Source organism: Rhodococcus sp. G6(2025) (genome assembly GCF_058628105.1).
The window spans coordinates 7,122,838-7,149,084 of record NZ_CP179750.1 but is presented as its reverse complement, the minus strand read 5'-3'; the positions used below and the strand labels follow the sequence as shown (position 1 = coordinate 7,149,084).

Annotated in this window: 25 protein-coding genes and 1 pseudogene; 16 read left to right on the top strand and 10 right to left on the bottom strand. The window is 66.0% G+C overall.

The window, feature by feature from the left end; all coding sequences use genetic code 11:
• Positions 1 to 10: 10 nt before the first annotated feature.
• The 3 genes from ilvC to ACLIVD_RS33090 form a co-directional block, all read right to left on the bottom strand.
• Positions 11 to 1,024 carry a ketol-acid reductoisomerase gene (ilvC, locus tag ACLIVD_RS33100; protein WP_491932949.1) on the bottom strand — a complete coding sequence of 338 codons (1,014 nt, stop codon included), beginning with the start codon at positions 1,022 to 1,024 and terminating at the stop codon, positions 11 to 13.
• A gap of 134 nt (positions 1,025 to 1,158) precedes the next feature.
• Positions 1,159 to 1,914 (bottom strand): SDR family NAD(P)-dependent oxidoreductase, encoded by a 756-nt coding sequence (locus ACLIVD_RS33095; protein ID WP_317568755.1) that lies wholly within the window; start codon positions 1,912 to 1,914, stop codon positions 1,159 to 1,161.
• A 45-nt stretch (positions 1,915 to 1,959) separates the two neighbouring features.
• The gene (locus ACLIVD_RS33090) at positions 1,960 to 3,162 is read right to left on the bottom strand and encodes an MFS transporter (RefSeq protein WP_491931373.1); all 1,203 of its coding nucleotides are present in this window, start codon (positions 3,160 to 3,162) and stop codon (positions 1,960 to 1,962) included.
• A gap of 356 nt (positions 3,163 to 3,518) precedes the next feature.
• On the opposite strand from ACLIVD_RS33090, the gene ACLIVD_RS33085 reads away from it, so the two are divergent.
• From ACLIVD_RS33085 to ACLIVD_RS33040, 10 genes are all read left to right on the top strand, one after another.
• Positions 3,519 to 4,355, top strand: a complete 837-nt coding sequence (locus ACLIVD_RS33085) for an IclR family transcriptional regulator (protein ID WP_317568757.1) — start codon at positions 3,519 to 3,521, stop codon at positions 4,353 to 4,355.
• Positions 4,356 to 4,403: 48 nt separating this feature from the next.
• Positions 4,404 to 5,573, top strand: a complete 1,170-nt coding sequence (locus ACLIVD_RS33080) for an acetyl-CoA acetyltransferase (protein WP_317568758.1) — start codon at positions 4,404 to 4,406, stop codon at positions 5,571 to 5,573.
• Between the two features lie 5 nt (positions 5,574 to 5,578).
• A complete protein-coding gene (locus ACLIVD_RS33075; protein ID WP_283351311.1) occupies positions 5,579 to 7,192 on the top strand; it encodes an AMP-binding protein in 1,614 nt (537 codons plus the stop codon).
• Between the two features lie 2 nt (positions 7,193 to 7,194).
• A complete protein-coding gene (locus ACLIVD_RS33070; protein ID WP_491931372.1) occupies positions 7,195 to 8,121 on the top strand; it encodes a PCC domain-containing protein in 927 nt (308 codons plus the stop codon).
• Positions 8,118 to 9,503, top strand: a complete 1,386-nt coding sequence (locus ACLIVD_RS33065) for an FAD-binding oxidoreductase (protein ID WP_491931371.1) — start codon at positions 8,118 to 8,120, stop codon at positions 9,501 to 9,503. Before ACLIVD_RS33070 ends, ACLIVD_RS33065 begins: the two co-directional genes overlap by 4 nt.
• A gap of 83 nt (positions 9,504 to 9,586) precedes the next feature.
• Entirely contained in the window at positions 9,587 to 10,105 is a 519-nt protein-coding gene (locus ACLIVD_RS33060; RefSeq protein WP_491931370.1) for a gamma carbonic anhydrase family protein, read from the top strand.
• Between the two features lie 695 nt (positions 10,106 to 10,800).
• On the top strand, positions 10,801 to 11,706 hold the full coding sequence (gene mmsB / locus ACLIVD_RS33055) for a 3-hydroxyisobutyrate dehydrogenase (RefSeq protein WP_491931369.1): 906 nt from the start codon (positions 10,801 to 10,803) through the stop codon (positions 11,704 to 11,706).
• A 73-nt stretch (positions 11,707 to 11,779) separates the two neighbouring features.
• The gene (locus ACLIVD_RS33050) at positions 11,780 to 12,349 is read left to right on the top strand and encodes an adenylate kinase (RefSeq protein ID WP_491931368.1); all 570 of its coding nucleotides are present in this window, start codon (positions 11,780 to 11,782) and stop codon (positions 12,347 to 12,349) included.
• 53 nt (positions 12,350 to 12,402) lie between these two features.
• Positions 12,403 to 13,905, top strand: a complete 1,503-nt coding sequence (locus ACLIVD_RS33045) for an aldehyde dehydrogenase family protein (RefSeq protein ID WP_491931367.1) — start codon at positions 12,403 to 12,405, stop codon at positions 13,903 to 13,905.
• A gap of 14 nt (positions 13,906 to 13,919) precedes the next feature.
• Positions 13,920 to 15,134, top strand: coding sequence for a CaiB/BaiF CoA transferase family protein (locus ACLIVD_RS33040; RefSeq protein ID WP_491931366.1), 1,215 nt, complete (start codon positions 13,920 to 13,922; stop codon positions 15,132 to 15,134).
• A gap of 85 nt (positions 15,135 to 15,219) precedes the next feature.
• On the opposite strand, the gene ACLIVD_RS33035 is transcribed toward ACLIVD_RS33040, so the two are convergent.
• Positions 15,220 to 16,131, bottom strand: coding sequence for a LysR family transcriptional regulator (locus tag ACLIVD_RS33035; RefSeq protein WP_491931365.1), 912 nt, complete (start codon positions 16,129 to 16,131; stop codon positions 15,220 to 15,222).
• Positions 16,128 to 16,646: a MarR family winged helix-turn-helix transcriptional regulator gene (locus ACLIVD_RS33030; RefSeq protein ID WP_491931364.1), complete on the bottom strand. Its 519-nt coding sequence runs from the start codon at positions 16,644 to 16,646 to the stop codon at positions 16,128 to 16,130. Before ACLIVD_RS33030 ends, ACLIVD_RS33035 begins: the two co-directional genes overlap by 4 nt.
• A 202-nt stretch (positions 16,647 to 16,848) precedes the next feature.
• On the opposite strand from ACLIVD_RS33030, the gene ACLIVD_RS33025 reads away from it, so the two are divergent.
• Genes ACLIVD_RS33025 through ACLIVD_RS33015 form a run of 3 tightly spaced genes read left to right on the top strand, consistent with a single transcriptional unit; the run spans position 16,849 to position 19,846 of the window.
• Positions 16,849 to 18,000 (top strand): isobutyryl-CoA dehydrogenase, encoded by a 1,152-nt coding sequence (locus ACLIVD_RS33025; protein ID WP_283332169.1) that lies wholly within the window; start codon positions 16,849 to 16,851, stop codon positions 17,998 to 18,000.
• 5 nt (positions 18,001 to 18,005) lie between these two features.
• The gene (locus ACLIVD_RS33020) at positions 18,006 to 19,073 is read left to right on the top strand and encodes an enoyl-CoA hydratase/isomerase family protein (RefSeq protein ID WP_491931363.1); all 1,068 of its coding nucleotides are present in this window, start codon (positions 18,006 to 18,008) and stop codon (positions 19,071 to 19,073) included.
• Positions 19,070 to 19,846: an enoyl-CoA hydratase gene (locus ACLIVD_RS33015; RefSeq protein ID WP_491931362.1), complete on the top strand. Its 777-nt coding sequence runs from the start codon at positions 19,070 to 19,072 to the stop codon at positions 19,844 to 19,846. Before ACLIVD_RS33020 ends, ACLIVD_RS33015 begins: the two co-directional genes overlap by 4 nt.
• A gap of 61 nt (positions 19,847 to 19,907) precedes the next feature.
• Here the strand turns inward: ACLIVD_RS33015 and ACLIVD_RS33010 are convergent.
• Positions 19,908 to 20,206, bottom strand: a pseudogene (locus tag ACLIVD_RS33010) (ABC transporter ATP-binding protein); the annotation flags it as partial.
• Between ACLIVD_RS33010 and ACLIVD_RS33005 the strand changes: the two are divergent.
• Positions 20,149 to 20,544: a Rossmann-fold NAD(P)-binding domain-containing protein gene (locus ACLIVD_RS33005; protein ID WP_491931361.1), complete on the top strand. Its 396-nt coding sequence runs from the start codon at positions 20,149 to 20,151 to the stop codon at positions 20,542 to 20,544. The pseudogene ACLIVD_RS33010 and the gene ACLIVD_RS33005 overlap by 58 nt on opposite strands.
• A gap of 61 nt (positions 20,545 to 20,605) precedes the next feature.
• Here the strand turns inward: ACLIVD_RS33005 and ACLIVD_RS33000 are convergent, their stop codons facing one another.
• From ACLIVD_RS33000 to ACLIVD_RS32990, 3 genes are read right to left on the bottom strand one after another with little or no spacing between them, the layout of a single operon-like run.
• Entirely contained in the window at positions 20,606 to 21,817 is a 1,212-nt protein-coding gene (locus ACLIVD_RS33000; RefSeq protein ID WP_491931360.1) for a CoA transferase, read from the bottom strand.
• 25 nt (positions 21,818 to 21,842) lie between these two features.
• A complete protein-coding gene (locus ACLIVD_RS32995) occupies positions 21,843 to 22,850 on the bottom strand; it encodes a MaoC family dehydratase (RefSeq protein WP_491931359.1) in 1,008 nt (335 codons plus the stop codon).
• Positions 22,847 to 23,695 carry an HpcH/HpaI aldolase/citrate lyase family protein gene (locus ACLIVD_RS32990; RefSeq protein ID WP_491931358.1) on the bottom strand — a complete coding sequence of 283 codons (849 nt, stop codon included), beginning with the start codon at positions 23,693 to 23,695 and terminating at the stop codon, positions 22,847 to 22,849. The genes ACLIVD_RS32995 and ACLIVD_RS32990 overlap by 4 nt, the downstream gene beginning before the upstream one ends.
• Positions 23,696 to 23,875: 180 nt before the next feature.
• Between ACLIVD_RS32990 and ACLIVD_RS32985 the strand changes: the two genes are divergently transcribed.
• Positions 23,876 to 25,027 (top strand): acyl-CoA dehydrogenase family protein, encoded by a 1,152-nt coding sequence (locus ACLIVD_RS32985; RefSeq protein ID WP_491931357.1) that lies wholly within the window; start codon positions 23,876 to 23,878, stop codon positions 25,025 to 25,027.
• A 31-nt stretch (positions 25,028 to 25,058) separates the two neighbouring features.
• The gene (locus tag ACLIVD_RS32980; protein ID WP_007301678.1) at positions 25,059 to 25,811 is read left to right on the top strand and encodes a GntR family transcriptional regulator; all 753 of its coding nucleotides are present in this window, start codon (positions 25,059 to 25,061) and stop codon (positions 25,809 to 25,811) included.
• A gap of 29 nt (positions 25,812 to 25,840) precedes the next feature.
• On the opposite strand, the gene ACLIVD_RS32975 is transcribed toward ACLIVD_RS32980, so the two are convergent.
• A complete protein-coding gene (locus ACLIVD_RS32975) occupies positions 25,841 to 26,179 on the bottom strand; it encodes a winged helix-turn-helix transcriptional regulator (RefSeq protein ID WP_009475646.1) in 339 nt (112 codons plus the stop codon).
• Positions 26,180 to 26,247: the final 68 nt, after the last annotated feature.

Below are 26,247 nucleotides of genomic sequence, written 5' to 3'. Positions count from 1 at the left end.
ATCTGAGCCGTCAGACGGTTTCGGTGATGGGCCGGTCGACCCAGCTCATCAGGTCGCGCAGCTTCTTGCCGGTGACCTCGATGGGGTGCTCGGCGTTGGCCTTGCGCAGGCCCTCGAGTTCGGTGTTGCCGTTCTCGACGTTGGCGACGAGGCGGCGAGTGAACTCACCCGACTGGATGTCGGCCAGGATCGCCTTCATGCGCTCCTTGGTGCCGGCGTCGATGACGCGCGGGCCGGAGAGGTAGCCACCGAACTCCGCGGTGTCGGACACCGAGTAGTTCATGCGGGCGATGCCACCCTCGTACATGAGGTCGACGATGAGCTTGAGCTCGTGCAGCACCTCGAAGTACGCCATCTCGGGCGCGTAGCCGGCCTCGACCATGACCTCGAAACCGGTCTTGACCAGTTCCTCGGTGCCGCCGCAGAGCACGGCCTGCTCGCCGAAGAGGTCCGTCTCGGTCTCTTCCTTGAACGTGGTCTTGATGACGCCGGCGCGGGTGCCGCCGATGCCCTTGGCGTAGGACAGCGCGAGGGCCTGCCCCTCACCCTTCGGGTCCTGGTCGATCGCGATGAGCGCGGGAACACCCTTGCCGTCGACGAACTGACGACGCACCAGGTGGCCGGGGCCCTTGGGGGCGACCATGCCGACGGTGACGAACTCCGGAGCCTTGATCAGGTCGAAGTGGATGTTGAGGCCGTGTCCGAAGAACAGCGCGTCGCCGTCCTTCAGGTTGGGCTCGATGTCGTTCGTGAAGATCGACGCCTGCGCGGTGTCGGGTGCGAGCACCATGATCACGTCGGCCCACTCGGAGACCTCGGCCGGTGTGCCGACGGTCAGGCCCTGCTCCTCGGCCTTCGCGCGGGACTTCGAGCCTTCCTTGAGGCCGATACGCACATCGACGCCCGAGTCGCGCAGGCTCAGCGAGTGCGCGTGGCCCTGGCTTCCGTAACCGATCACAGCGACCTTACGGCCCTGGATGATCGACAGATCGGCATCGTCGTCGTAGAACATCTCGACTGTCATCTTGCTGGATTCCGCGTTGGACACTTTGCTGCTTTCTCTCACTGTGGTGGGCCGGTCCGATGGGACCGGTCCCTTGTTGGAAATGGTGGGGTATGAGGGGTGGTCGGCCGAACACCTCGACGAGCTGAAAGCTCTCAGTCGCTGAGTATTCCGGCGGCGAGGAAACCGCCGTCGACGGGAACGACGTGGCCGTTGATGTAGGCCGCTGCCTCGGAGGCGAGGAAGCCGACGGCCGCGGCCACCTCGTCGGGGGTGCCGTAGCGGTGTGCGGGGAGGTGGTTGTTGTACGCCTCGCGCATCGCTTCGGTGTGCACTTCACGCGAGAGTGACGTTTCGATCGGGCCGGGGGCCACGGCGTTGGCGGTGATGCCGCGGGGTGCGAGTTCGACGGCCATCTGTTTGGTCAATGCGATGAGCGCGGCCTTGGAGGTTCCGTAGGCAGCGCGGCCGGTACCGGCCCGGATCCCGCTGGTGGACGCGATATTGATGATGCGTCCCCACTCGTGGTCGAGCATCAGCCGGGCAGCGTGCTGGCCGCACCGGAATGCCCCGGTGACGTTGATGTTCAAGGTGGCCAGCCAGTGATCGTCGGGGTAGTCGACGAACGGGTAGGTGCTGGCGATGCCGGCGTTGTTGACCAGGATGTCGCAACGCCCGTAGGTGTCGGTCAGCCAGGCGAATCCCTGGGCGATCGATTCGCGGTCGCCGACGTCGAGGCGGAGGGCTTCGGCGACGGTGCCGCGGTCTGCGAGGGTCTTCGCGAGCTGGTTGGCGGCCTCGTAGTTGAGATCGCCCAGGATCACGTGGTTGCCCTGAGTGGCAAGGTGTTCGGCGATGGCCGCGCCGATGCCGGCGGCGGCTCCGGTGACGAGCGCGATGCGTTTGTTCATTGCCTATCTCTGTTCTGTGTGTCAGGTCGACGGTCGAGGGAAGAGTCAGAGCGACTGCTCGAGTGCTTGGGAGCGGGTGCGGCGCGCATCGACCACCATGACGATTGCAGCAGCGACGAGGATGCCGACACCGACGATCCAGAATCCGGATGCGGTGTTACCTTCGGTGGCGACCAGGCCGATGAGCAGGGGTCCGACCAGCCCGCCGAAATTGCCGCACAGGTTCACGAATCCCACCGAGGCTCCCGCCTGATTACGGGGCACGATCTGCATCACCCAGGTCCACCACAGGGCCAGGGCCGCGTAGATCGAGCCGGCAGACAGCACTAGCATCGCGAAACTGAAGGCCACTCCCAGATCGATGAAGTGCTGGGCGAGCATCGCTGTTCCACTGAGTCCGATACACGGGGCGATGAAATAGCCCAAGGAGCGGCCGGTGGTGACAGCGGTCTTGGTGACGACATACATTGCGACGGTTCCGCACAGGAACGGGATGGCAGTGAGCAATCCGACCATCAGCGACCCTTCACCGGTGAGGTCGCCGATCACGGTGGGCAGCCACAAGGTCAGCGCATAGATACCCATCGCCCAGAAGAAATACACCAGCGCCAACAGCCACACGGTCGGGCGGGCGAATACCTGCAACAAGGTTGATTCGTCGGCGGTTTCGACAGTCCGGGTGGCAATAATGTAGTCGCGTTCATCCTCGCTCAGGCGAGGATTGTCCTCGGGGCGCTCGGTGACGGCGAAGTGCAGCCAGACAGCGACGAGGATCGCCGGGATGGCCTGGATGATGAACATCGCTCGCCAATTGGCTAGATCGATCAGCCAGCCAGACAGCGGTGCCATCACTGCCGCCGACAGCGGCACCGTGTACATGGTCAAGGCAACCGCGAGTCCGCGTTCCCGGGAGGGAAACCAGCTGATGAACATGACCGCGAAAGCAGGGAAAATCGCACCTTCGGCCAGTCCCAGCACGACGCGGGCAGCCAGGAGCACCGGGTAGTTGTGCACGACTCCGGTCAGGCCGGCCGCCAGGCCGATGATCACCATGCAGACCACGATGATGGTTTTGGCGTGGCCCCTGTTCGCCCAGGCTCCGGCGGGCATGCCACTGAGGACGTATCCCCAGAAGAAGGCCGAGAACACCACACCCATCGCAGCGGCGCTGAGCTGAAGTTCTTCCGCCAGGTGGGGGGACGCGACGCTGATGTTGGTGCGATCCATGAAACAGATGAAGTAGGTCACGAACAACGGCACACCAACCCGTGACCAGCGGGCCTGCCGGAAGTCGATTCGGGGTGGCTGTTCATTCACCATCGTCTTCGTCATTGGTTGCGGGTCCTGTCTGTGATCGAAGCAAAACAGCGTGTGAGCGGGGAGCGGATACAACGAACGCTGAGCTCGTGACCTCGGTCACGATGTCGAAGCAACTGTGAGCCCGCGTGCCCCGAGGCGTCAACCAAGTCCACAAAAGCCCAGCAAAATGGTCCACATAACGGAATAGTTGACTGAGACCACGGTCACTCCTATCGTGCAATAAGTGCTGATAGGTACTTTCAACACAAAATCGCATTCCACAACTCACTTCTAGGGATTCCATGATGCGGAACGATTCCCCCGCTTCGGCCGCAGCCGACCGACAGCCGACCACCGGAACGCAAAGTGTTCGCCGAGCCCTCAACTTGTTGTCGATGGTCGCCGGGCACGAACGGATGGGCGGGCTCTCGCTGGCGGAGTTGGCCTCCGAGAGCGGGTTGAGTAAGCCCACGGTGCATAGACTCCTCGCGGAATTGGTGAGCAGTTGCTATCTCGAGCAGTCCGAGGACCGTAAGTATCGGCTCGGGTCGGAGGCCTACATCATCGGCAGCGCCGCCGAGCGCCGGCACGGGCTGCAGCAGCAGGCATTGGCATCGGTGGTGCGGCTCGCGCAGGTCTCCGAGGACGCGGCGTTCATCTCGGTGCGCCGCGGAACGCACTCGGTCTGCCTGCACCGCGAGGAAGGGACCTGGCCGATTCGCAGCCACGTGCTGCAGGCAGGGGACCGGTATCCGCTCGGCGTCGGTGCGCATGGAATGGCGCTGCTGGCTGCGATGCCGCCGCAGGAGGCCTCCGCCGTCACCGCAGCCAATGCGGCAGAGCTCGCGGAGAACTACCCCAACCTCACCCCGGACTGGATTCTGGAGCAGGCCGAGCTCGTCCGCCGGCGCGGCGGTGTCGCGGTCAACGAAGGCACCGTGGTTCCCGAGTCGTGGGCCATCGGCATCGCGGTCCCCGACGCCAGTGGCGAACCGGCGATGGCACTGAGCATCGCAGCCATCAGCTCACGTCTGGGTCCTGACCGGCAGGCGCGGCTGGCGATCCTGCTCAAGGAAGAAGCCGCCCGCCTGGCACCGACTCTGCGCCGCAGCGAAGCGCCAAAGCTGCACGCAAAAATCTGAAATGCCCTACAAGCAAACCAGTTTCACATTAATCGTTGGAGGAAACGCATGACCAGTCGAACATCCATCATCGGATGGGGGCACTCGAAGTTCGGCAGACTCGACGAACCCGATGTCACCGCCCTGATCGGCTCGGTGGTCCCGCAAGCGCTGGCGCACGCACAGGTCACGGCAGACGAGGTCGACGGCCTGTTCGTCGGCGTCTACAACAACGGTTTCTCCGATCAGGACTTTCAGGCTTCGCTGGTCTCCCTCACCAACCCCGAATTCCAGTTCACCCCCGCGATGCGGGTGGAGAACGCCTGCGGGACCGGCAGCGCCGCGGTCTACGCGGCATGCGACTTCATCGATTCGGGCCGCGGCGATGTGGCGGTGGTCATCGGCGCCGAGAAGATGACCGGCGTCGACACCCCACGCGCCGGGGAGATCCTGTTGTCGGGCTGCTATCGGCCCGAGGAGTCGAATGTCTCCGGCGGGTTCGCCGGTGTCTTCGCCGGCATCGCGAGCGCATACGCCGACCGCTATGGCGATCCCAGTGCGGCCATGGCGGCCATCGCCGCGAAGAATCACCACAATGGCATGACCAACCCCTACGCTCAGTTACACAAAGACCTCAGCTTCGAATTCTGCAACGAAGTCTCGGACAAGAACCCCTACGTGGCGGCTCCACTGCGCCGCACCGACTGCTCGCTGATCTCCGATGGCGCGGTCGCACTGGTGATCACCAGCGCCGACCGTGCGAGGACCGCACCACGGCGAGTGTCGTTCCGTGCCCGCGCGCACGCCAACGACTTCCTGCCGTTGTCGCGGCGCGATCCGATCGAGTTCGCCGGTGCCCGCCGAGCCTGGAATCAGGCACTCGAACAGGCCGCGACAGCCACCACTGATCTGGACTTCATCGAAACCCACGACTGCTTCACCATCGCCGAACTCATCCACTACGAAGTCTTCGGGCTGGCCGAACGCGGCCACGGCCACGAGGTGGTCGACGAGGGCCTCGCCCTGCCCGACGGAAAGTTGCCGATCAACCGGTCCGGAGGCCTGAAAGCCAAGGGACACCCGATCGGAGCCACCGGCGTGTCCATGCACGCCATCGCTGCCATGCAGCTCACCGGCGAAGCCGGCACTTTCCAGCTGCCCACCGCAGACCTCGGCGGCATCTTCAACATGGGTGGCACAGCGGTCACCAACTACGCATCCATCCTCGAGAGGTGGTAACCGCCATGACCACAGAGACCGCACCATCGCCGGCCAACCGGCAGCGCACCACCAATCTGGCGACCTTCCTCACCCAGACCGCCGCCCGGCTACCCGATCGACCTGCGATCATTCGGGGCGAGCACACCTGGACGTGGTCACAGCTCAACGCACGCGTCAACGCGTTGGCCGCGGCGATGCGAGAGCATGGAGTCGGTCCCGGCTCCAAGGTCCTGTTGCACAGCGCGAACTGCATGGACTCGCTCACCGTCCTCTACGCCACCTGGCGGGTGGGCGCGATCATCGTGCCCACCAACTACAAACTGCTTCCCGACGACGTCGTCCCCCTGGCCGAGCTCGTCGCCCCGGATCTGGTGATCATCCACGCGTCGAGCGACGACCACGCCCGCGCGCTGTCGGACTACGAAATCTGGTCGATCGGCGACGAAGGAGAGACCGCCGAGTTCGCCAGCGCGCACGTGTCACAGATGATCGAGAAGCACACCGGCCGCGGCAATGTCACCGTCGATGAACCCGTCTACGTGAACTCGCCGGCGTGGTACTTCTTCACCTCCGGCACCAGCGGCCGTCCGAAAGCGGCGGTACTCGAGCACGATCAGATGGCATTCGTCGTCACCAACCACATCTGCGACCTGATGCCCAACCTGACCGACCGCGACGCCACGCTCGTGCTGGCGCCGCTCTCACACGGCGCAGGTGTCCACGCTCTGACTCATGTCGCTCGCGGCGCCGCGGTCGTGCTCACCACCAGCGACACCCTCAACCCCGCCGAGGCCTGGGAGCTCATCGACCGGCACTCGGTGTCGACGATGTTCACCGTGCCCACCATCTTGAACAAGCTGGTTCAGACCGCCCCGGCCGATCATGCTCCCGATAACAGCAGCCTGCGCTACGTGGTCTACGCCGGCGCACCGATGTCGTCGCGGGATCAGCGCGTCGCCCTCGACACTCTCGGCACAGTACTCGTGCAGTACTACGGACTGTGCGAGGTCACCGGCAACATCACCGTCCTGCCTCCGGAGTTGCACGGCACCACCGCCGAACCCGACGGAATCCCGACTGCCGGTTACGTGCGTACCGGTATGACGATCAGCATTCAGGACGACGCCGGCCGCGAACTCGAGCCCGGCCAGCGCGGCGAGATCTGTGCCTGCGGGCCAGCGGTGTTCGCGGGCTATCTCAACAACCCGGAGGCAAACGGCAAGGCTTTCCGTAACGGCTGGTTCCGGACCGGGGATCTCGGCTATCTCGATCCGACCGGGCTGCTCTACATTACCGGTCGCGCCTCGGACATGTTCATCTCCGGTGGTTCCAACATCGATCCACGTGAGGTCGAAGAGAAACTGCTCAAGCATCCCGATGTCGTCGCCGCCGGTGTCGTCGGCGCACCCGACGACACGTGGGGAGAGGTCGGCTACGCCTTGTGCGTCAGGCGCCCGGACTCGTCGCTGACCGCCGACGAGCTGCTGAGCTGGTGCCGAGAGAACATGGTGCGCTACAAGATTCCGAAGCGGATCGAGTTCGCCACCGTGCTTCCGACTTCGGGGTACGGCAAGGTCACCACGGCCCTGCTCGAGGAGGAATTCCGCAAGCGCAACTCCTGGCCGAGCGAGGCCTGACCATGACAACCCTCACAGACCGAGTGCTGCCCGAGGTTCGCTACCTGACCCAACCCGGGACACCGCTGCCCCAACGGATCGACGCGTATCCGACCACCCTCCATCCGATCAGCGTCGAACTGCCCGCCGGAACCCCACTGCTGGAAGCGTTGCGGCAGGACGTATTCGAGCAGGGATACAGCAGCGCGTTCGGCGAACTGCGGGGCGGGACGTTCACCTCGTTCGACTACTACATCCCGGCGGTCTGCCAGGCCGGCACCAGCGTCGCGACGTTCAGCGACCCGATCACGGGCCGTAGCCCGGCCACGTTCATGCGCGGCGGACTGACGATCGGGCTGCGGGACGGTGAGGTCTTCACCCACTGCCACGCCCAGTTCGTCGACGCCGACGGGATCATGCGCGCCGGACACCTCATCCCGGAGTCGGTCATTGTCGGTGCCGGGGTGACCGCCGACCTGTACGCCAGCCGTGACGTGGCGATGACCGTTTTACCCGACACCGAGATCAACTTTTCGGTGTTCCAGCCGCAGCCCGCCGCCCCCATGAAACCGGCGGTCAACGCATCCGGTGGCTTGCGCTCAGTCGTCGCCCGGGTCCACCCCAACATCGACATCATCGAAGCGATCGAGAATCTTGCTGAAGAGCACGGTTTCGAGACCGCGGTGATCCGGGGCAAGATCGGTTCCTTCATCGGTGCCACCTTGGTCCAGGGCGACCAGCTCGTCAGCGCCCCGGGGCCCGCCGTTGAGGTCATGTACCTCGACGGAGGAGTTCGCCGCGATGAAACCGGCACTATCCGAGCCGAACTGACCTGCGCTGCTGCAGCTGTCGACGGGAACGTCTACAGCGGCGCACTCGTCCGGGGACACAATCCCATCGCCATGACATTCGAACTCGCCCTGTCCGAACCAGCGGAAGCCACCCAGTGATTACCGACTCCACTGCGATCGACCGGCTCATCGACAGCCTCCCTGCCCAGATCATCACCACCGATCCCGACGTCGTCGCTAGCTACGCCGCAGATCAATCGCAGTTCACCGATCGCGCACTGCCCGTCGCGGTGGCAATGCCCCGGACCACCGAGGAAGTCGCGGCCTGTGTTCGCGTAGCCCACGCCCACGGCGTCGCAATAGTGCCCCGCGGCGCCGGCAGCGGGCTCAGCGGCGGGGCGAACACACCAGCCGACGCGATCGTGCTGAGCCTGCACCGCATGACCGCCATCCGCGAACTCGACACCGACAACCGTATCGTCGTCGTCGAGCCGGGCGTCATCACCGCCGAACTCCGCAACTACGTCAGCAAGGCCGGTCTGTATTACCCGCCCGACCCCGGAAGTGTGGACTTCTGCACGATCGGCGGCAATGTCGCCACCAACGCCGGCGGCATGTGCTGCGTCAAATACGGTGTCACCGGCGATTTCGTTCTTGCGCTCGAATGCGTGCTCGCCGACGGGCGCATCGTGCGAACCGGGCGGCGAACGGTGAAAGGTACCGCCGGCTACGACCTCACCAGCCTTCTCGTCGGATCCGAGGGAACCCTCGCGATCATCACCGAGATCACGCTGCGACTACTCCCGGCTCCGCGCCAGCCGCAGACCCTTGTGGCATCGTTTTCCACCCTCGACGGTGCGGGCAAAGCGGTCAGGGCGATCTCCGGTGCCGGAATCACCCCCTCCATGCTGGAAATTCTCGACCGCACCACCGTCAAGGCAGTCGATGACATGACCAAAATGGGTATCGGCGACGACACGGCCGCGCTGCTGCTCATTCAGCATGATGGAGTCGATGCGCCCAACGTGCTCGCCGACATCGAACAGCACTGCACGAGCCACGGCGCCGGCGAGATCGTTGTCAGTTCCGACCCAACCGAAGCGGAGATGCTGCTCGAAGCGCGGCGTCAAGCCCTACCCGCCCTCGAACGGTTCGGTGACTGGTTACTCGACGACGTCTGCGTACCGTGCTCACGCATCACCGATCTCATCGCGGCGATCGAGCAGATCGCGCAGCAGACCGGACTGACGATCGGAGTGTTCGGCCACGCCGGGGACGGCAACCTTCACCCCACCGTCATCTACGACAAGACTGATGCCGCCAGCCGTGATGCCGCGCTGGAAGCGTTCAATGCGATCACCCAGAAGGCCCTCGAGCTAGGGGGAACCATCACCGGTGAACATGGTGTCGGTCGTCTGAAGGCCGGGTGGCTGCGCAAGGAACTCGATCCCGTGAACATCGAGGTCCATCGAGCGGTCAAACACGCCTTCGATCCCACCGCAGTTCTGAATCCTGCTGCCGTACTGCACATCCGCGGTTGAAGCACCAGACCTGACCACCCACGTCGAAGCGCCGTCGCCCCCCACATCGGTGTCGCACCGAACCAACACTTCGCAAGGACATCATGATCCTCAACCTCGATGACGCACGGACGCCTGCCATCGCACCGGACGCCTGGATAGCACCGACCGCCGTCGTGGTCGGTGCCGTCACCATCGGATCCGAATCCGGAATCTGGTACAACGCCGTGATCCGGGCCGACGACGAAACAGTCACCATCGGATCGGGAACGAACGTGCAGGACGGGTGTGCGATCCACGCCGACCCAGGCAGTCCCGCCACCATCGGTGACGGTGTCTCGATCGGCCACAACGCCATCGTCCACGGATGCACAATCAGCGACAACGTCCTCATCGGCATGGGCGCAGTCATTATGAATGACGCCGAGATAGGGGAGGACAGCCTTGTCGCCGCCGGCGCCCTGGTGCCCGAACGAACCGTCGTGCCACCCCGATCATTGGTCGCTGGAGTGCCGGCCAAGGTCCGACGCCCCCTCACCGATGAGGAAGTCGACAACATTCGGGCGAACGCAGCGAACTACATGACCCGCCGCACAACTCACGCGAACGCTAAGTCACGGTAATAGTCGGCCGGTCACGAGTCGCGCGCAGCAGCGGTAGATGTCTGTCTGCTCAGGTCGCCGATCACAATGATCAGTCACGTCGGTCCATCATCGTGATCGGCGGCGGCCGCCGCCTGCCCGGCATCGGTTCCCGACAAGGCCGGAGCGATCATCACCAATGCCGAGTAGGTCTCCGCTACTCTGGTGCACAACGGCTCCGTCCACCTCCACCCGAGATGCGGCCTGATTGAATTCTTCACCCGCCCTGTGCGGTTAAAAGGTGCGTCAGGTACGCCAGGTCTTGCTCCGGCGGTAATCCGCGGCAGTGCGTGACAGATGCGACCCGTTGCTTGCTGGGGCGCTCTGAGTGTCGGGTAACCGACCCGATCTGACGTCTTCCTCGGTGCCCGCGGTCAGAAGACCCATTGTTTGGCCCAGGTCTGGCGCGGGCCAGACCGCATCGCCGGGAACACAGGTCAGCAGGTTCGATTCACTTCGATCGTGGTGATGCAATTCTGCACATCCCCATTGCAGGTTAGGTGATTCCACGATCATCCATACGCGGGCACACTGATTACCGTTCCCGGCGGAGAGCGACGCGAAGCGCCATGATCCCCGGGGTTCATCCACGAGCCGTTTGTTCGAATCGATGCCCCAGGTGGGTTTTCTCGGCCCCGTGCGTGGAATGTCGGCTATCACACCGCTAGGAGTACACGATGAGCAAGATCGCTTTCCTCGGGCTCGGTAACATGGGCTTGGGTATGGCCACGAATCTGGTGCGCAACGGCCACACGGTCATCGGATTCGACCCCTCCCCGGCGGCAGCGGAGGAGGCAGCATCACACGGAATCGACTCTGCTGCATCTCCTGTAGACGCAGCGGAGCGTGCCGACGTGATCATCACCATGCTGCCCAGCGGCAAGTATGTACTCGACGTCTACGCCGATCTGGTCCCGGCCGCAGCGCAGGGAACCCTCTTCCTCGACTGCTCGACGATCGATGTCGCCGACGCGCGGGCAGCAGCTGAACTGGCCGTCGGCGCCGGGCATCGTGCGGTGGACGCACCGGTGTCCGGAGGAACCGTCGCCGCCGACGGCGGGACGCTCACCTTCATGGTCGGCGGCCCGGCCGACGCGGTGGACCAGGCCAGCTCGCTCCTGGACGCCATGGGGTCCCGCATCGTCCGATGCGGTGACTCCGGAGCAGGTCAGGCCGCGAAGATCTGCAACAACATGATCCTGGGGATCTCCATGATCGCCGTCAGCGAAGCATTCGCGCTGGGCGCGCAGCTGGGCCTGACCGACCAGGCCCTGTTCGACGTCTCGTCGACCGCGTCCGGTCAGTGCTGGGCGTTGACCACGAACTGCCCGGTTCCCGGACCGGTTCCCACCAGCCCCGCCAACCGCGACTACGCCGGCGGGTTCGCGAGCGCGTTGATGCTCAAGGACCTTCGACTCGCGCAGGCCGCCGCGGCGGACAACGACGTCGACACGGCGCTCGGACGGCGCGCAACCGAACTCTACGAACAGTTCGTCGCCCACGATGGTCCCGGTCGTGACTTCTCTGCGATTGTGACGGCCATCCGTGCCGGTGCATACGACGCGCAGGAACAACAGTCGTAGCCCTCCCACGTAGACCTCGCCCCGTGCCGCGGCACCGGGTGTGAGGCGCTGCTCGATGTGAAAGGAATTCGTTGTGCGCATCATTCTGACAGGGCCGCCGGGAGCCGGTAAAGGCACTCAGGCGCAGTTGCTTTCGACGGCGCTGCAGCTCCCCCATATCTCGACTGGTGACCTGTTCCGTTCCCATATCGCGCAGGGCACGGAACTCGGGCAGACGGCGAAATCGTTCCTCGACGCCGGCGAACTGGTCCCGGACGAGGTCACCATCGGGATGGTGGCGGAGCGCCTCGCTGCCGGCGACACGGGCACGGGATTCATTCTGGACGGCTTCCCCCGCACCGTGGCCCAGGCGACCGCGCTCGATGAGCTCCTCGGCCGGCAGCTGAGCCAGATCGACGCCGTCCTGGATTTCTCGATAGCGGACGATGCAGTCGTCGAACGGATGCTGGCCCGTGGCCGCGCCGACGACACCGAGGACGTCATTCGTCGACGTCTGCGGGTCTATCACGACGAGACCCGACCGCTGCTCGACTACTACTCTCCGCTTCTTCTGTCGGTCGATGCAGAAGGTGAGGTCGACGAGGTCTACGCCCACGCGATCGGCGCGCTGTCCGAGCGCGGAAGCGTCGCTCCGTCCACCTGAACGCTGTTCCCTGCATCCCAGCAGAGCCATCCATATATCAAGGAGATTCCGACATGACCTCCACACAAACCTCACTCGCTGAGCTCCACATTCCCGAGGCCCGCGACTATCCCATGTTCGTCGACGGGGCCTGGGTGGACGCCATTTCCGGTCAGTGGAGTGAGGTGACCACCCCGATTCTGCGTGAGCACGTGATCGGCCGTGTCCCGTCCTCGGGCACTGAGGACGTCGATCGCGCGGTGCGTGCTGCGCAGAAAGCCTTCCCTCGGTGGCGGTCTCAGCACTTCACGGCGCGAGGCCGGATCCTGAGCCAGATCGCCGACGCCATCGATGCGCGCGCGGAGGAACTGGCTCGCCTCACCGCCCTCGACACCGGCAACGCGCTGCGCACCCAGGCGCGTCCCGAGGTTACGACCCTGGCGAACCTGTTCCGGTACTTCGCCGGTGTCGCCGGCGAGATCAAGGGCACGGTTCTGCCCGCCGGTGACGATCAGCTTCAGTACTCCCGGCAGGAGCCGCTCGGCGTCATCGGATGCATCCTGCCCTGGAATTCACCGCTGATGATCGCCGGATTCAAGATCCCCGCCGCCCTCGTTGCCGGGAACACCGTCGTGGTCAAGGCGGCCGAGGCGGCCCCGCTGAGCGTGCTGCTCCTCGCCGAGATCTGCGCCGAGTTCCTGCCCGCCGGTGTGCTCAACGTCATCACCGGATCCGGCAGGGTCGCCGGCGAAGCACTGGTCCAGCACCCCGACGTCGACAAGATCTCCTTCACCGGCTCGACCGAGGTGGGGCGTCATGTTGCCCGCGAGGCCGGTGGCCGTCTCGCACACGTCTCCCTCGAACTCGGCGGCAAGAATCCCTCCATTGTCTTCCCCGACGTGGACATCGACGACGACTTCATCAACCAGCTGCTCCTGTCGACCCGAGTGCACCGGCAGGGCCAGAGCTGCACCGCCGGTTCCCGGTTGTTCCTGCACCAGGACGTCTACGACGAGGTCCTCGGCCGGCTCGTCACCACCCTGGCCGGGCTGAAGGTCGGGAACCCATTGGACGAGGCGACGGACATGGGCGCCATCGTCAACGACAAGCAGTTCGCCTCGGTCTGTGGGTTCCTCGACGACGGCCTCAGCTCGACCAAGGTCGCCACCGTCCTCGACGGCTCACCGGACAAGCTCGGCAACTCCGACGGCTACTACATGGGACCGACCGTGTTCTCCGGCGCCGACAACTCCTGGCGCCTGTCCCGGGAGGAGATCTTCGGACCCGCGCTCGTCGCGATCCCGTGGAACGACCACTCCGACGTCATCGAGATGGCCAACGATTCGCACTACGGTCTGGCCGCATACGTGTGGACACACAACCTAGATCTGGCGCTGTCCACCGCCCACGCCCTCGAAACCGGGTGGGTGCAGGTCAACCAGGGCGGCGGGCAGATGGTCGGCCAGTCCTACGGCGGATACAAGCAGAGTGGCCTCGGCCGCGAAGTGTCGCTCGAGGGCATGATCGCCGGCTTCACCCAGACCAAGCAGGTCAACGTGCGCCTGCGCACACTCTGAGAAGGGAGCACACCATGACCGTCGGACCACTGAACGACATCCTCGTGCTCGACCTCTCCCGCGCTTTGGCGGGACCCATCGCCGCGATGATGCTCGGTGACCTCGGCGCCCGCGTCATCAAGGTCGAAGCCCCGGGCACCGGCGACGACTCCCGCACCTGGGGACCGCCGTTCGTCGGGCCGGCCGACGACCCGCAGTCGTCGTACTTCATGTCGGCGAACCGGAACAAGGAATCGATCGTGCTCGACCTCAAATCCGAGCACGGCAAGGGTGCACTCCGCCGCCTGATCCGGCGCGCGGACGTACTGATCGAGAACCTGCGGCCAGGCGCGTTCGACCGGCTGGGATTTCCGGTCGACGTCCTCGAAGAGCTCAACCCGCGGCTGATCACGTTGTCGATCACCGGCTTCGGGCACGACGGGCCTGAAGGGTCCCGCGCGGGCTACGACCAGATCGCTCAGGGCGAGGCCGGGCTGATGTCGGTGACCGGTGACCCCGACGGTGAGCCGACGCGGATCGGAGTCCCGATCGCCGACGTCCTCGCCGGTGTCCACGGCGCCACGGGTGTGTCGGCCGCGCTGGCATCGAGGGAAAAGACCGGCAAGGGCATGGTGGTGCGGACGTCCCTGTTGGCCGCCGCGGTCAGCGCCCACACCTTCCAGGGCACCAAGTGGACGGTCGGTGGACAGGTCGCGCAGCGGTCAGGCAACCATCACCCGCAGATCGCACCGTACGGAAGCTTCCGCTGCGCCGACGGCTACGTTCAGATCGCGGTCGGCAGCGAGGCGATCTGGGCGAAGTTCGCACCGGTGGCCGGTCTGTCGGCCCAGGATCCGCGGTTCGCGGTCAACCGGGACCGGGTCGCGGCGCGGGAGGCGTTGATCGCCGCGATCGAGGCCGATTTCGCCGGCCGCACGCGGGTCGATGTCCTCGCCGCGCTCGAGGCCGCGGGTGTTCCGGCGGGGTCGATCCGCACGATCGACGAGGTCTACGAGTGGGAGCAGACCCGCAGCCAGGGACTACTCCTCGAGGTCGAGCATCCGGTGGTGGGACCCGTCCGGTTGCCGGGTCCGTCCCTGCGGATGGAAACGGCCGACGGTGCGTCGTTGGTGCGGTCCGCGCATGCTGCCCCGCCGGTACTCGGACAACACACCGAACAGATTCTCGACTGGCTCGACTCTGTCGACGCCACCGATCCGCTCGATGCGATGGTGCCCGCGCGGGCATGAATTCGGTGAGAGTCCGACTGGCGCACCGGTCAGCGGCGTTGCAGGAGTCTGTGTCCTGCGGCGCCGCCCCTGGTGCGCCCGGCAACTACACGGTGGGGACCAGTTCGTCTCGCCGACTGCGCGCCTCGTCCTGAATCGCCTGCCGAACGGCCTGGACCGCGGGATTGGTGAGGCTTTCGCGGCGTGCGGCCAGGGAGAAGGCGAGCCGGACGTCGACGGTGTCCGGCAAGATCCTGCGCAGGTCGGCGTGCTGGTCCGCCATGAACGCCGGCAACAGCCCGATGCCGCCGCCGCAGCGTGTGGCAGCGACATGAGCGAAGATGTTGGTGGACATGAACTTTGCGACGACACCGGGCAGGTGCCGGCTCAAGTCGAGATCCCCGACCTGCAGCAAGGAGTCGACGAAGAACACCAACGGGTGCGCTGTCAGCTCGTCCAGGCTGCCGGGTTCGCCGTGCTCGCGAAAGTATTCCTCGCTGCCGTACAACCCCAGCGAGTACTGGCAAACACGTTCGGAGACCAGCCGACTGGTGATCGGTGTGCCCACCGCGACCGCGAGATCGAACCCTGATTGGTACAGATTCAGTTGCCTTGTGTCCGTGATTAACTCGACGACAAGGTGCGGGTGACTCATCCGCAGCTTGGCCAATGCTGGGGCGACGAACAACGACCCGAATCCGTCCGGAGCAGTGATCCGAATTGTTCCCCGGAGTGAATTCTCACCGATGCCGAGGACCACGTCGGCGGCTTCCTGAACGGCTTCCTCGATCAGTCGCGCCTTCTCCGCGATCGATCGGCCGACATCGGTCAACTCCCAACTGTCGGCACTGCGCTGCAGAAGACGGACACCCAGAGCCTTCTCGAGGGCGCGTACACGCCGCGAGACGGTGGTGTGGTCGACACCCAGGTCCAGTGCCGCGGATTGGCGGCGACCGGTTCGCGCCACGGCGAGCAGGTACCGAAGGTCATCCGAGCGGATGTTGCGGACGTCGATCACGGCCGGCCTCCCGGCAGGTCGGCCACCGCGGGGTGGTCTCCGCCCGCTGCGGCGGTCGATGCACGTCGGGTCGCGGAGAGGAGCTGGTGCAGATCGTCGTGGAGACGGCGCATTACCTGCGGGTCCACGAGGGCGAGGGCGTCGAGGGCCCGGGTCGCCGAGGTTGCCACTTCGCGCCCCTTGTCGGTGATCGTGACGAGGGTCGAACGGCGATCGGCGCGATTGATCGTCCGTACGGCCAACCCGGAACCTTCGAGTCCTTCGATCAGCGTTCCGATGGTGGTGGGATGCCTGTCCAGGGCGCGGACGATCCGCACCATGGGCAGCGGAGCGTCCGCGGCGACCATCATGGCCAAGACCTCGTACCGGGCGAAGGACAGTCCGAGTGGACGCAACGTGGAGTTGAGTTGATGGCCGATCAGCTTCTGGGTTTGCAGTACGGCGGCGATCAGCGATGCATACGGCGCCACGGAGTCGGCGGCCGGCGCCGAGTGGGGTGGTTGCGCAGTGGCCACCTGAAGCCTCCTAGTTGTCCGGAATGGGCATCGAATGAACGCCCCGAGTGGGTATTTCACGAAACCCGCGTTCGGCAGACGGGACTGTGTCGGCACGTCCCGGGTCGAAGCGTTTCCGTTTTGGAGTGGGTCACACCCACTGGCAATTTACCTGGATGTCCAACTATAGTACTTCCAACTTCCCCGATCTGAAAGGGTCCACATGTTCACCTTGACCGATGACGAGCGGGCGATCAGCGACACTGCCCGCGACTTCGCGGCCGAGCATCTCGCGCCTCACGCCGTGGAGTGGGATCAGGCCAAGCATTTCCCGGTGGATGTCCTGCGTAAGGCGGCGTCGTTGGGGATGGGTGGGATCTACATCCGCGAGGACGTGGGGGGATCCGAGCTCACTCGTGTCGACGCCGCCCGCATCTTCGAGCAGCTCGCGAAGGGGTGCCCGTCGATCGCCGCCTACATTTCCATCCACAACATGGTCACGTGGATGATCGACAGGTTCGGCACCGACGAGCAGCGCCGTGCGTGGGTGCCGGGGTTGTGTTCGATGGATCAGCTGGGCAGTTACTGCCTGACCGAGCCGGGTGCCGGTTCGGATGCGGCGGCGCTGAGCACCAGGGCGGTCCGCGACGGCGACGACTACGTGCTGAACGGGGTCAAGCAGTTCATCTCCGGTGCCGGCACGTCCGAGGTGTACGTGGTGATGGCCCGCACCGGGGAGGGCGGGCCGCGGGGGATTTCGGCGTTCATCGTCCCGAAGGGGTCGCCGGGTCTGTCGTTCGGGCCGAACGAGGTGAAGATGGGCTGGAACGCTCAGCCCACCCGTCAGGTGATCTTCGAGGACGTGCGGGTGCCGGCGGCGAATCTGCTCGGTTCCGAGGGCGGTGGCTTCCGGATCGCGATGGCCGGCCTCAACGGTGGCCGGCTCAACATCGCGGCGTGCTCGGTGGGCGGCGCGCAGACCGCGCTGGAGCGGGCCGTCGCCTACCTGACGGACCGGAAGGCGTTCGGGTCGCCGCTGATCGACTCGCAGGCGCTGCAGTTTCAGCTCGCCGACATGCGCACCGAACTGGAGGCGGCCCGCACCCTGCTGTGGCGGGCGGCGGCCGCGCTCGAGGACGGCGCCCCCGACGTCGTCGAACTGTGTGCGATGGCCAAACGCTTCGCCACCGACACCGGTTTCGAGGTGGCCAACAAGGCGCTGCAACTGCACGGCGGTTACGGCTATCTTGCCGAGTACGGAATCGAGAAGATCGTCCGGGACCTGCGCGTCCACCAGATCCTCGAAGGCAGCAACGAGATCATGCGGGTGGTCATCGCCCGCAGCGTCGTCGGAAATAGCGGAACGGCAGGGTGACCTACGTGAATTCTGAATCTGAGGTAATTGTCGAGAAGCGGGACGGGCTGGGCCGCATCGTGCTCAATCGGCCCAAGGCGATCAACGCCCTCAATCATGCGATGGTGCGGCAGATCGCGGCGGCCCTGACCGAATGGTCCGGCGACGACGAGGTGCGGGCGGTGGTGATCACCGGTGCGGGTGAGCGTGGCCTGTGCGCCGGCGGCGACATCGTGTCGATCTACCACGACGCCAAGGACGGGGGCACCGGTTCGCGGGAGTTCTGGCGCGAGGAGTACATCCTCAACGCGGCCATCGCGGGCTACGGCAAACCGTATGTGGCGATCATGGACGGCATCGTGATGGGCGGCGGGGTCGGGGTGTCGGCGCACGGCAGCGTGCGGATCGTCACCGAGCGGTCGATGATCGGGATGCCCGAGACCGGTATCGGTTTCGTCCCCGATGTCGGGGGCACCTACCTGCTCGCCCGCACCCCGGGCGAGCTCGGCACGCACATCGCCCTGACCACCGCCCGGCTCAGTGCCGGCGACGCGATCGCGTGCGGGTTCGCCGACCACTTCATCCCGTCGGAGAAGATCGAGCAGTTCCTCGACGCGCTGTCGGCCACGTCGGTTCAGGAGGCGCTCGCACAGTTCACCGAACCGGCACCGGTCTCGGAGTTGCTGGCGCAGCAGGGCTGGATCGACGCCGCGTACTCCGCGGATTCCGTCGCCGAGATCGTGTCCCGGTTGCGCGGCAGTGGGGTGCCCGAGGCTCAGAAGGCGGCCGAGCAGGTGCGGGCGAAGTCGCCGACCGCGTGCGCGGTCACCCTGACATCGCTGCGCCGCGCACGGCAGGCCGGCAGCCTCGAGGAAGTACTCAATGACGAGTTCCGGGTGTCCGTCGCCTGCCTGAGCTCGCCCGACCTCGTCGAGGGCATCCGGGCGCAGGTCGTGGACAAGGACCGCAACCCGCAGTGGTCGCCCGCCACCATCGAGGAGGTCGACCCAGCGCGGGTCGACGCGTTCTTCGCCCCACTCGGCGACCTCGAACTCGGCCTCACCCCACCCACCACCACCGGAGACAACCAGTGACCGACTACGACACCATCCTCCTCGACCGCAAAGGCCGGGTCGGGATCATCACCCTCAACCGCCCGAAAGCACTCAACGCGTTGAACACCCAGCTTCTACGCGAACTCGTCACCGCCGTCGAAGAACTCGACACCGACAGCGACATCGGGGCCATCCTCGTCACCGGCTCCGACCGCGCGTTCGCCGCCGGCGCCGACATCAAGGAGATGCAAACCAAGTCGTACATGGACGTCTACCTGGACGACTTCTTCTCCATCGGCGACCGCATCGCCGCCGCGCGCAAACCCATCATCGCCGCAGTCGCGGGATACGCCCTCGGCGGCGGCTGCGAGCTGGCAATGATGTGCGACATCCTCCTCGCCGCCGACACCGCCAAGTTCGGTCAGCCCGAGATCAAGCTCGGCGTCATCCCCGGCATCGGCGGCTCACAGCGACTCACCCGCGCCATCGGCAAGGCGAAGGCCATGGAACTGTGCCTGACCGGCCGCACCATGGACGCCGAGGAAGCCGAACGCGCCGGCCTGGTGTCCCGGATCGTCTCTGCCGCCGAACTATTCGACGAAGCACTGAAGACGGCCACCACCATCGCCGAGATGTCACTGCCCGTCGCGATGATGGCGAAGGAAGCCGTCAACCGTTCCTTCGAGACCACCCTCACCGAAGGGATCCGCTTCGAACGGCGGCTCTTCCACTCCACCTTCGCCACCGAGGACCAGAAGGAAGGCATGGCCGCGTTCGTGGAGAAGCGGTCACCGGTATTCACACACCACTAGTCCCCACAGACGCTGGTGCAGGTGGGCTGCCCGAGCGGTCGGCCCACCTCTGTGCGCCCAGTCAGTCCACGGTTTCGAGTACCTGCGTCTGCGTCATGGCGATGGAGTGGTCGAAGCAGTCACTGATGGGTAGTGGTGAGGACGTCGGATAGTGGACCCTGCGCGACTATGACACCCTCCCGCACGAGAACGGCATGTGTGGTCGTAGTTGGAATCTCCGCGAGATGATGAGTAACGAGAATGCCGGCGCGGTCGGGGTCCTGGGGCGCGCACATCGTCAAGCGATGTCGGAAGCTGTTCACGTGCCGCCAGATCGAGGACCGTCGCCGGCTCGTCGAGCAGCAACAGGTCGGGCTCGGATCGGCGCATTCGTCGCCGACGCGCTGAACTCGCGGAACGAGGTGATCGTCGCGTCGCGGTCCAGCGCTCTCGACGTGGACCTGCGCGACCGACGGTCGATCGACCGCATGTACGACCGAGTCGGCACCGTCGACGCCGTGGTGAGCGTCGCGGGCGTCACCCCGTTCCCGTCGTTCGGCGACACCACCTCGGCCGGCTTCCGGCAGGGCTTCGACGACAAACTGCTCGGGCAGATCGAACTGGTTCCCTGGGGGCTGCCCTTCGTCGCCGACGTAGCACGTGCCTTCGTCAAATCAGTGCACGGAATCCACACCGGCCAGGTGTACGAACTCGGCTGACGCCGGTCTCACGAGCGACGCTGCGGAACCACGCTTTCCGCAGCGTCGCGTCGTCGAGGCGTTACTTCCCCCCGACGATGCCGCTGTCGAGGAGTTTGGCGATGTCGGAGTCGGAGCTGCCGAGGAGGTCCCTGAGCACGCTGCCGGTGTCGTCGCCGACTGCGGAGGCGGGTGCGACGGTGCTGTGGTGGCCGTCGAACGACGCCGGATGCCCGGAGGCGAGGTAGGTGCCGATGCGCGGCTGATCGAGGGGGGCGAACATCGGGTTCTTCTCGAGCTCCCCGGACTTCACGACTTCCTCGAAGGTGCGGTAGCGCTCGGCGAGGACGGACGTCTTCGAGAGTGCCTCGGCCACTTCGGCCGCGGTGTGTTCGCGGAACCAGCGGGCGAACAGGGCGGTGAGGACGTCGCGGTGGGTGAAGCGATCGGTGTCGCGCGCGAAGTCGACGTTGAGTGCGGTGGCGAGTGCCTCCACGGCGGCGGTGGTTCCGGTGACGGCAACCAGGTCACGGAAGTGGCGCGGGGTGAGGGCGACGATCATGAACCGTTCGCCGTCGCTGGTGGTGAAATCCGTTCCGTACGTGCCGTAGACGGAGTTTCCGGTCGCCGGCCTGCCGGTGCCGTTGATCTGGACTTCGGTGAGGTAGCCCAGCGTGCCGGCGGTGGCGAGCGCGACGTCCTCGAGCGGCAGGCGGATGTGGGTGCCCTCGCCGGTGGCGTCGCGGTGCCGGACGGCGGCCGCGACGGCCAGCGCGGCATACAGCCCACACACCACGTCCCACGCGGGCAGGACGTGGTTGACGACGCCGGCATGATCGGTGGGACCGGTGATGGACGGGAAACCGAGCCCCGCGTTGACGGTGTAGTCGACGGCGGGGAAACCGTCGGTGCCACCGAGGACTTCGAGGGTGATGACGTCGGGGCGCAGGGCCTTGAGCGCGTCGTGGGCGAGCCAGTCACGACCACCGGAGTTGGTGACGAGAATTCCGCCACCCGCACCGGGGGCCGCGACCAGTTGCTGAACGAGCTGCTGCCCCTCGGGGCTGCGCATGTCGACGGCCACGGACCGCTTGCCGCGGTTGAGACCGGTCCAGTAGATGCTCTCACCGTCACTCGTGACCGGCCAGCGCTTGTAGCAGGCGGAGCCGCCGATGGGGTCGACCCGGATCACCTCGGCCCCCAGTTGAGACAGCGTCAGCCCGCACAGGGGCGACGCGACGAAGCTGGAGACCTCGACGATCCGAAGTCCGGCAAGGGGAGTGTGGGCAGTCACGAGAGAAGCTCCTTGATGGTGGAGGTCAGGCCATGAGGGCGGTGAAACGCCAGTCGAGGACGGGAACGTCGGACGCTGCGGCATTGTGCGCGAACACGAGTGAACGCAGATGCAGAACTCCGCCACCGCCCGGCAACGCCTCGGCGCTCTCGATCTCGAGTTCGCTGGTGAGGGTGTCGCCCTCGTGGACGGGACCGGTGTGGTCGCAGGACTTCCAGCCCAGGACCGTGACGAGGTTGGGCAGCGCGCGCGTGGCCTGCCCGAGCGCGATGCCGATGGTGTGCCCGCCGTAGACGAGCCGCCCGTCCGCGCCGACCCGTTCGTCGTGATGGGTGGCCGCGATGTTGAGGGTGAGGCGCGCCAGTTCGGGGGCGCTCGAGACCACGTCGCCGCTGCTCCGCAGGACCGCCCCGGCGAGGTCGGTCGAGAAGTGCTGTCCGGGAACCTTGTCTCGGTAGCGGTCGAGGTCCCAGCCCTCGGGTGCGGCGAAGGACTGCTCGGTCTGCGGACCGATCGCGGACAGGTCGTCGGACTTGCGGACGCGGTCCTCGTCGGGGTTCTCGCTCAGCGGGAGCATGGCGCAGCGGTAGAAGTCGAGGACGGTGCGGCCGTCCTGGTCCGTCGACGTCATGCGGAGTGCCGCCAGCCCGGTGGGTTTGCGTCCGGGCTTCGCCGAATTCTCGCGCAGGCCCACCACTTCGGTGCGGGTGTACAGGGTGTCGCCGAGGTGCGGGAAGTGATGGAAGCGGAGGCCGCGGTAGAACAGGTTGGCCTTCACGTGGTGCGTGGCGAGCGTGGACTGTCCGATGGCGACGTCGCAGACGAGGCCGGGATTCGCCACGGCGTCCCCGGATCCGGTGACGGCCCGGGACAGGTGCGCGTCGAGGGGCAGCCGCAGGCGGTCGCCGAGGATGGCTTGATGGGCGGCGGCGAGGCCGCTGGTCAGGGTGACGGCGGGGGCGGTGTCGAACACCTGCCCGACCTCGAGCTCGTCGAAGTACGGTCCACCGACGTACGTCTGCGTGATCGTCACTGCGCACCTACCTGGGCGAGGACCCGTCGTGCGGCCACCGCGACGGCCTCGTCGAGCATCTGCCCGTCGAGTTGCGCGGCCCCGCTGCCCGCGGCCTCGGCGGCGGCGAGTGCGTCGATCACACGGCGCGCGTCCTCGACTGCGGTGTCGGTGGGGGTAAAGGCTGAAGCGGCCGATTCGACCTGGGCGGGGTGGATGACCCATTTCCCGTCGAACCCGAGTGCGCTGGTCCATGCGGCCGAGTGGCGGAAGGCGTCGTCGTCGGCGATACCGAGGAAGGGTCCGTCGATCGCCTGGATGCCTGCGGCGCGGGCGGCGACGAGGACGCCGTCCTGGATCGCGAGCCAGTGCTCGGGGAGAGCGGATCGGGAACGGCCCAGAGCCGCCCCGAGATCGGCGTAGCCGATGATGACGGACTCGAGCCGGGCGACGGACCGGGTGATGTCGCCGATGTTCTGCACGCCGACCGGAGTTTCGACGAGAGCCTGCAACCCGATGTCGGTGCCGGCGAGAGCCTGATCGGCGTGCGCCAGATCCTGCGCCGTCTCCGCCTTGGGAACCACGATGCTCGTGAGAGCGGCACCGAGGGAAGCGCACAGGGCGAGGTCGTCCTCGGACCACGGTGTGGTCAGTGCGTTGATGCGGACCGAGACGGCCCGGGAGCCGTCGGACTCGCGCACGAGACGGCGCACGAGGTCGCGGGCGTCGGCCTTCCTGGCCGGGGCGACGGCGTCCTCGAGGTCGAGGACCACCTCGTCGGCGGTCGACGCGAGCGCCTTGACGGCCTTGCGTTCGTCGGATCCGGGGGCCACCAGAACGGCGCGCCTGCGGGTGAGGTTCTGCACGATGCTTCATTCCTAGGGTCCGGGAGCCCGGTTCGGGCTGGATATGTACGGCCAGCCCGGTAGGGCTGCGCTGCTGATGCTGGCAGCGGCGTAGCCGTCATGTCAAGACCGATCGTTGACTTTAAGCAGACATTGTCGGATTATGGCCGTACAAATGATGTGCGAGTGCGAGGTGGAGTGATGGGCAAGCTGAACGAGGAAGAGGCGTACCTGGTCGAGACGGTGCGCGCCTTCGTCGACCGCGACGTGAAGCCGACGGTGCAGGCGGTGGAGCACGCCAACGAGTACCCCGAGAAGTGGATCGAGCAGATGAAGCAGATCGGGATCTACGGTCTGGCGGTCCCGGAGGAGTACGGCGGATCTCCGGTGTCGATGCCCTGTTATGCGCAGGTGACCCAGGAATTGGCCCGCGGGTGGATGAGCCTGGCCGGGGCGATGGGCGGGCACACCGTCGTGGCGAAGCTGCTGTCGCTGTACGGCACCGAGGAGCAGAAGCGGCAGTATTTGCCGAAGATGGCGACCGGTGAGATCCGGGCCACGATGGCGCTGACCGAGCCCGGCGGCGGGTCGGATCTGCAGGCGATGTCCACCAACGCCAAGTCCGACGGCGACGATCTGGTGATCACCGGGTCGAAGACGTGGATCTCCAACGCCCGCCGGTCCGGGCTGATCGCGCTGCTGTGCAAGACCGATCCGGCCGCGTCCCCCAAGCACAAGGGGATTTCGATCGTCCTGGTCGAGCACGGTCCCGGTCTGACGGTGTCACGGGATCTGCCCAAGCTCGGCTACAAGGGTGTCGAAACCTGTGAGCTGTCGTTCGACAACTACCGGATCTCGTCGGACGCGATCCTCGGCGGGACCCCGGGCAAGGGGTTCGCGCAGATGATGAAGGGCCTCGAGACCGGCCGCATCCAGGTGGCCTGCCGGGCCCTGGGTGTGGCCACGGCGGCACTCGAGGATTCTTTGGCGTATGCGCAGCAGCGGGAGAGTTTCGGCAAGCCGATCTGGAAGCACCAGTCGATCGGCAACTACCTCGCCGACATGGCGACCAAGCTGACCGCGGCGCGGCAGTTGACCTGGCATGCGGCCGAGCAGTACGACAGCGGTGATCGGTGCGACATGGAGGCCGGGATGGCGAAGCTGTATGCGTCGGAGGTGGCGATGGACATCGCCCTGAACGCGGTGCGCATCCACGGCGGTTACGGCTATTCCACCGAGTACGACGTCGAGCGGTACTTCCGGGACGCGCCGTTGATGATCGTCGGTGAGGGCACCAACGAGATCCAGCGCAACGTCATCGTCTCGCAACTCGTGTCGCGGGGCGGTCTGTAGTCCGGCAACCTGCACGTAGGATCGGTGCGCGATGAACGGTAGGGAACGGGAACGAGAGACGGAGCCGGCGTACCAGCTGGTGTCGAAGCAGCTCCGTGAGCACATAGCCGCGGGCAAGTACCGCGGCGGCCTCAAGCTCCCTACCGAATTCGAGCTCGCGGAACAGCACGGCGTGAGCCGGCAGACCGTGCGACGCGCATTCCAGGACCTGGTAGCCGAGGGCATCGTCTACCGGGTCCCGGGACGCGGGACGTTCGCAGCGGAGTCCGACGGCCGATACCTGCGTCAGCTGGGGTCGATCGAGGATCTGATGAATCTGTCCACGGACACCACCATGGAGGTGGTCTCTCCGCTGCGCCGCCGGGTCGACATCGAGGCCGCGAGCAGGCTCCGCCTCGACACGGACCTCGTCCACACGGTCGTGTTCCGGCGGCGCCACGACGACACCCCGTTCGTGCTGACCACCGTGTACCTTCCCGACGAGATCGCCCGGCTCGTCGTCGACGCGCCCGAGATGTCCGAGGGCGCCGTCAGCGCGTACACGATCATCGGTCTGCTGGAGCCGCACCTGCGCAGCCCCATCGTCGAGGCGGCGCAATCGATCACGGTCGCGCCCGCCCCCGCGGACGTGGCCCGCGAACTCGGCTGCCCCGAGGGCCATTCGATGCTGCGGGTGGACCGCCTCTATTCCGATTCGGAGGGGCGGACCGTCGAGTTGGCGGTCAGCTACTTCCTGCCCGAGCACTACACGTATCGCGTGACCCTGCGACGCGGCGGACGCTGACCGTCCGCGTCCTCGTCGTCTGCATCCGGCTATGCCGGCAGATTCTCGCGCGCCCAGGCCGTCAGGGCGTTCAGGGACGGCAGGAGTGCCCGGCCGGCCGGCGTGAGTTCGTACGCGACCGAGACCGGTGGGCCCTCCTCCACTGAGCGCAGGACGAGTCCGGCCGCGGCCAGTTCGGCGAGCCGGTCGGACAGCACCGAATCGCTGATACCGCCCACTCCGCGGCGTAGCTCGGAGAACGTGGACGGTCCCTCCATCAGCACGCCGAGGATCACACCGTTCCAGCGCTTGCCGAGGAACGTGAAGGCGCGGGCGAGTGCCGCGTCGCAGGCACGGGGTTCGTGCGTCACTTCGCCGTCGTCAGCCACGCCTCCACCCTATCAATGGTGCTAGCATCGGCCCTGCAACTAGTATTTTAGAAGTAACAAGCAGAAAG

Excerpts from the sequence above, each read along its gene's own strand:
- ilvC (WP_491932949.1), bottom strand. The coding sequence starts at position 1,024 with ATGACAGTCGAGATGTTCTACGACGACGATGCCGATCTGTCGATCATC.
- ACLIVD_RS33095 (WP_317568755.1), bottom strand. The coding sequence starts at position 1,914 with ATGAACAAACGCATCGCGCTCGTCACCGGAGCCGCCGCCGGCATCGGC.
- ACLIVD_RS33085 (WP_317568757.1), top strand. The coding sequence starts at position 3,519 with ATGCGGAACGATTCCCCCGCTTCGGCCGCAGCCGACCGACAGCCGACC.
- ACLIVD_RS33080 (WP_317568758.1), top strand. The coding sequence starts at position 4,404 with ATGACCAGTCGAACATCCATCATCGGATGGGGGCACTCGAAGTTCGGC.
- ACLIVD_RS33075 (WP_283351311.1), top strand. The coding sequence starts at position 5,579 with ATGACCACAGAGACCGCACCATCGCCGGCCAACCGGCAGCGCACCACC.
- ACLIVD_RS33070 (WP_491931372.1), top strand. The coding sequence starts at position 7,195 with ATGACAACCCTCACAGACCGAGTGCTGCCCGAGGTTCGCTACCTGACC.
- ACLIVD_RS33060 (WP_491931370.1), top strand. The coding sequence starts at position 9,587 with ATGATCCTCAACCTCGATGACGCACGGACGCCTGCCATCGCACCGGAC.
- mmsB (WP_491931369.1), top strand. The coding sequence starts at position 10,801 with ATGAGCAAGATCGCTTTCCTCGGGCTCGGTAACATGGGCTTGGGTATG.
- ACLIVD_RS33045 (WP_491931367.1), top strand. The coding sequence starts at position 12,403 with ATGACCTCCACACAAACCTCACTCGCTGAGCTCCACATTCCCGAGGCC.
- ACLIVD_RS33040 (WP_491931366.1), top strand. The coding sequence starts at position 13,920 with ATGACCGTCGGACCACTGAACGACATCCTCGTGCTCGACCTCTCCCGC.
- ACLIVD_RS33025 (WP_283332169.1), top strand. The coding sequence starts at position 16,849 with ATGTTCACCTTGACCGATGACGAGCGGGCGATCAGCGACACTGCCCGC.
- ACLIVD_RS32985 (WP_491931357.1), top strand. The coding sequence starts at position 23,876 with ATGGGCAAGCTGAACGAGGAAGAGGCGTACCTGGTCGAGACGGTGCGC.
- ACLIVD_RS32980 (WP_007301678.1), top strand. The coding sequence starts at position 25,059 with ATGAACGGTAGGGAACGGGAACGAGAGACGGAGCCGGCGTACCAGCTG.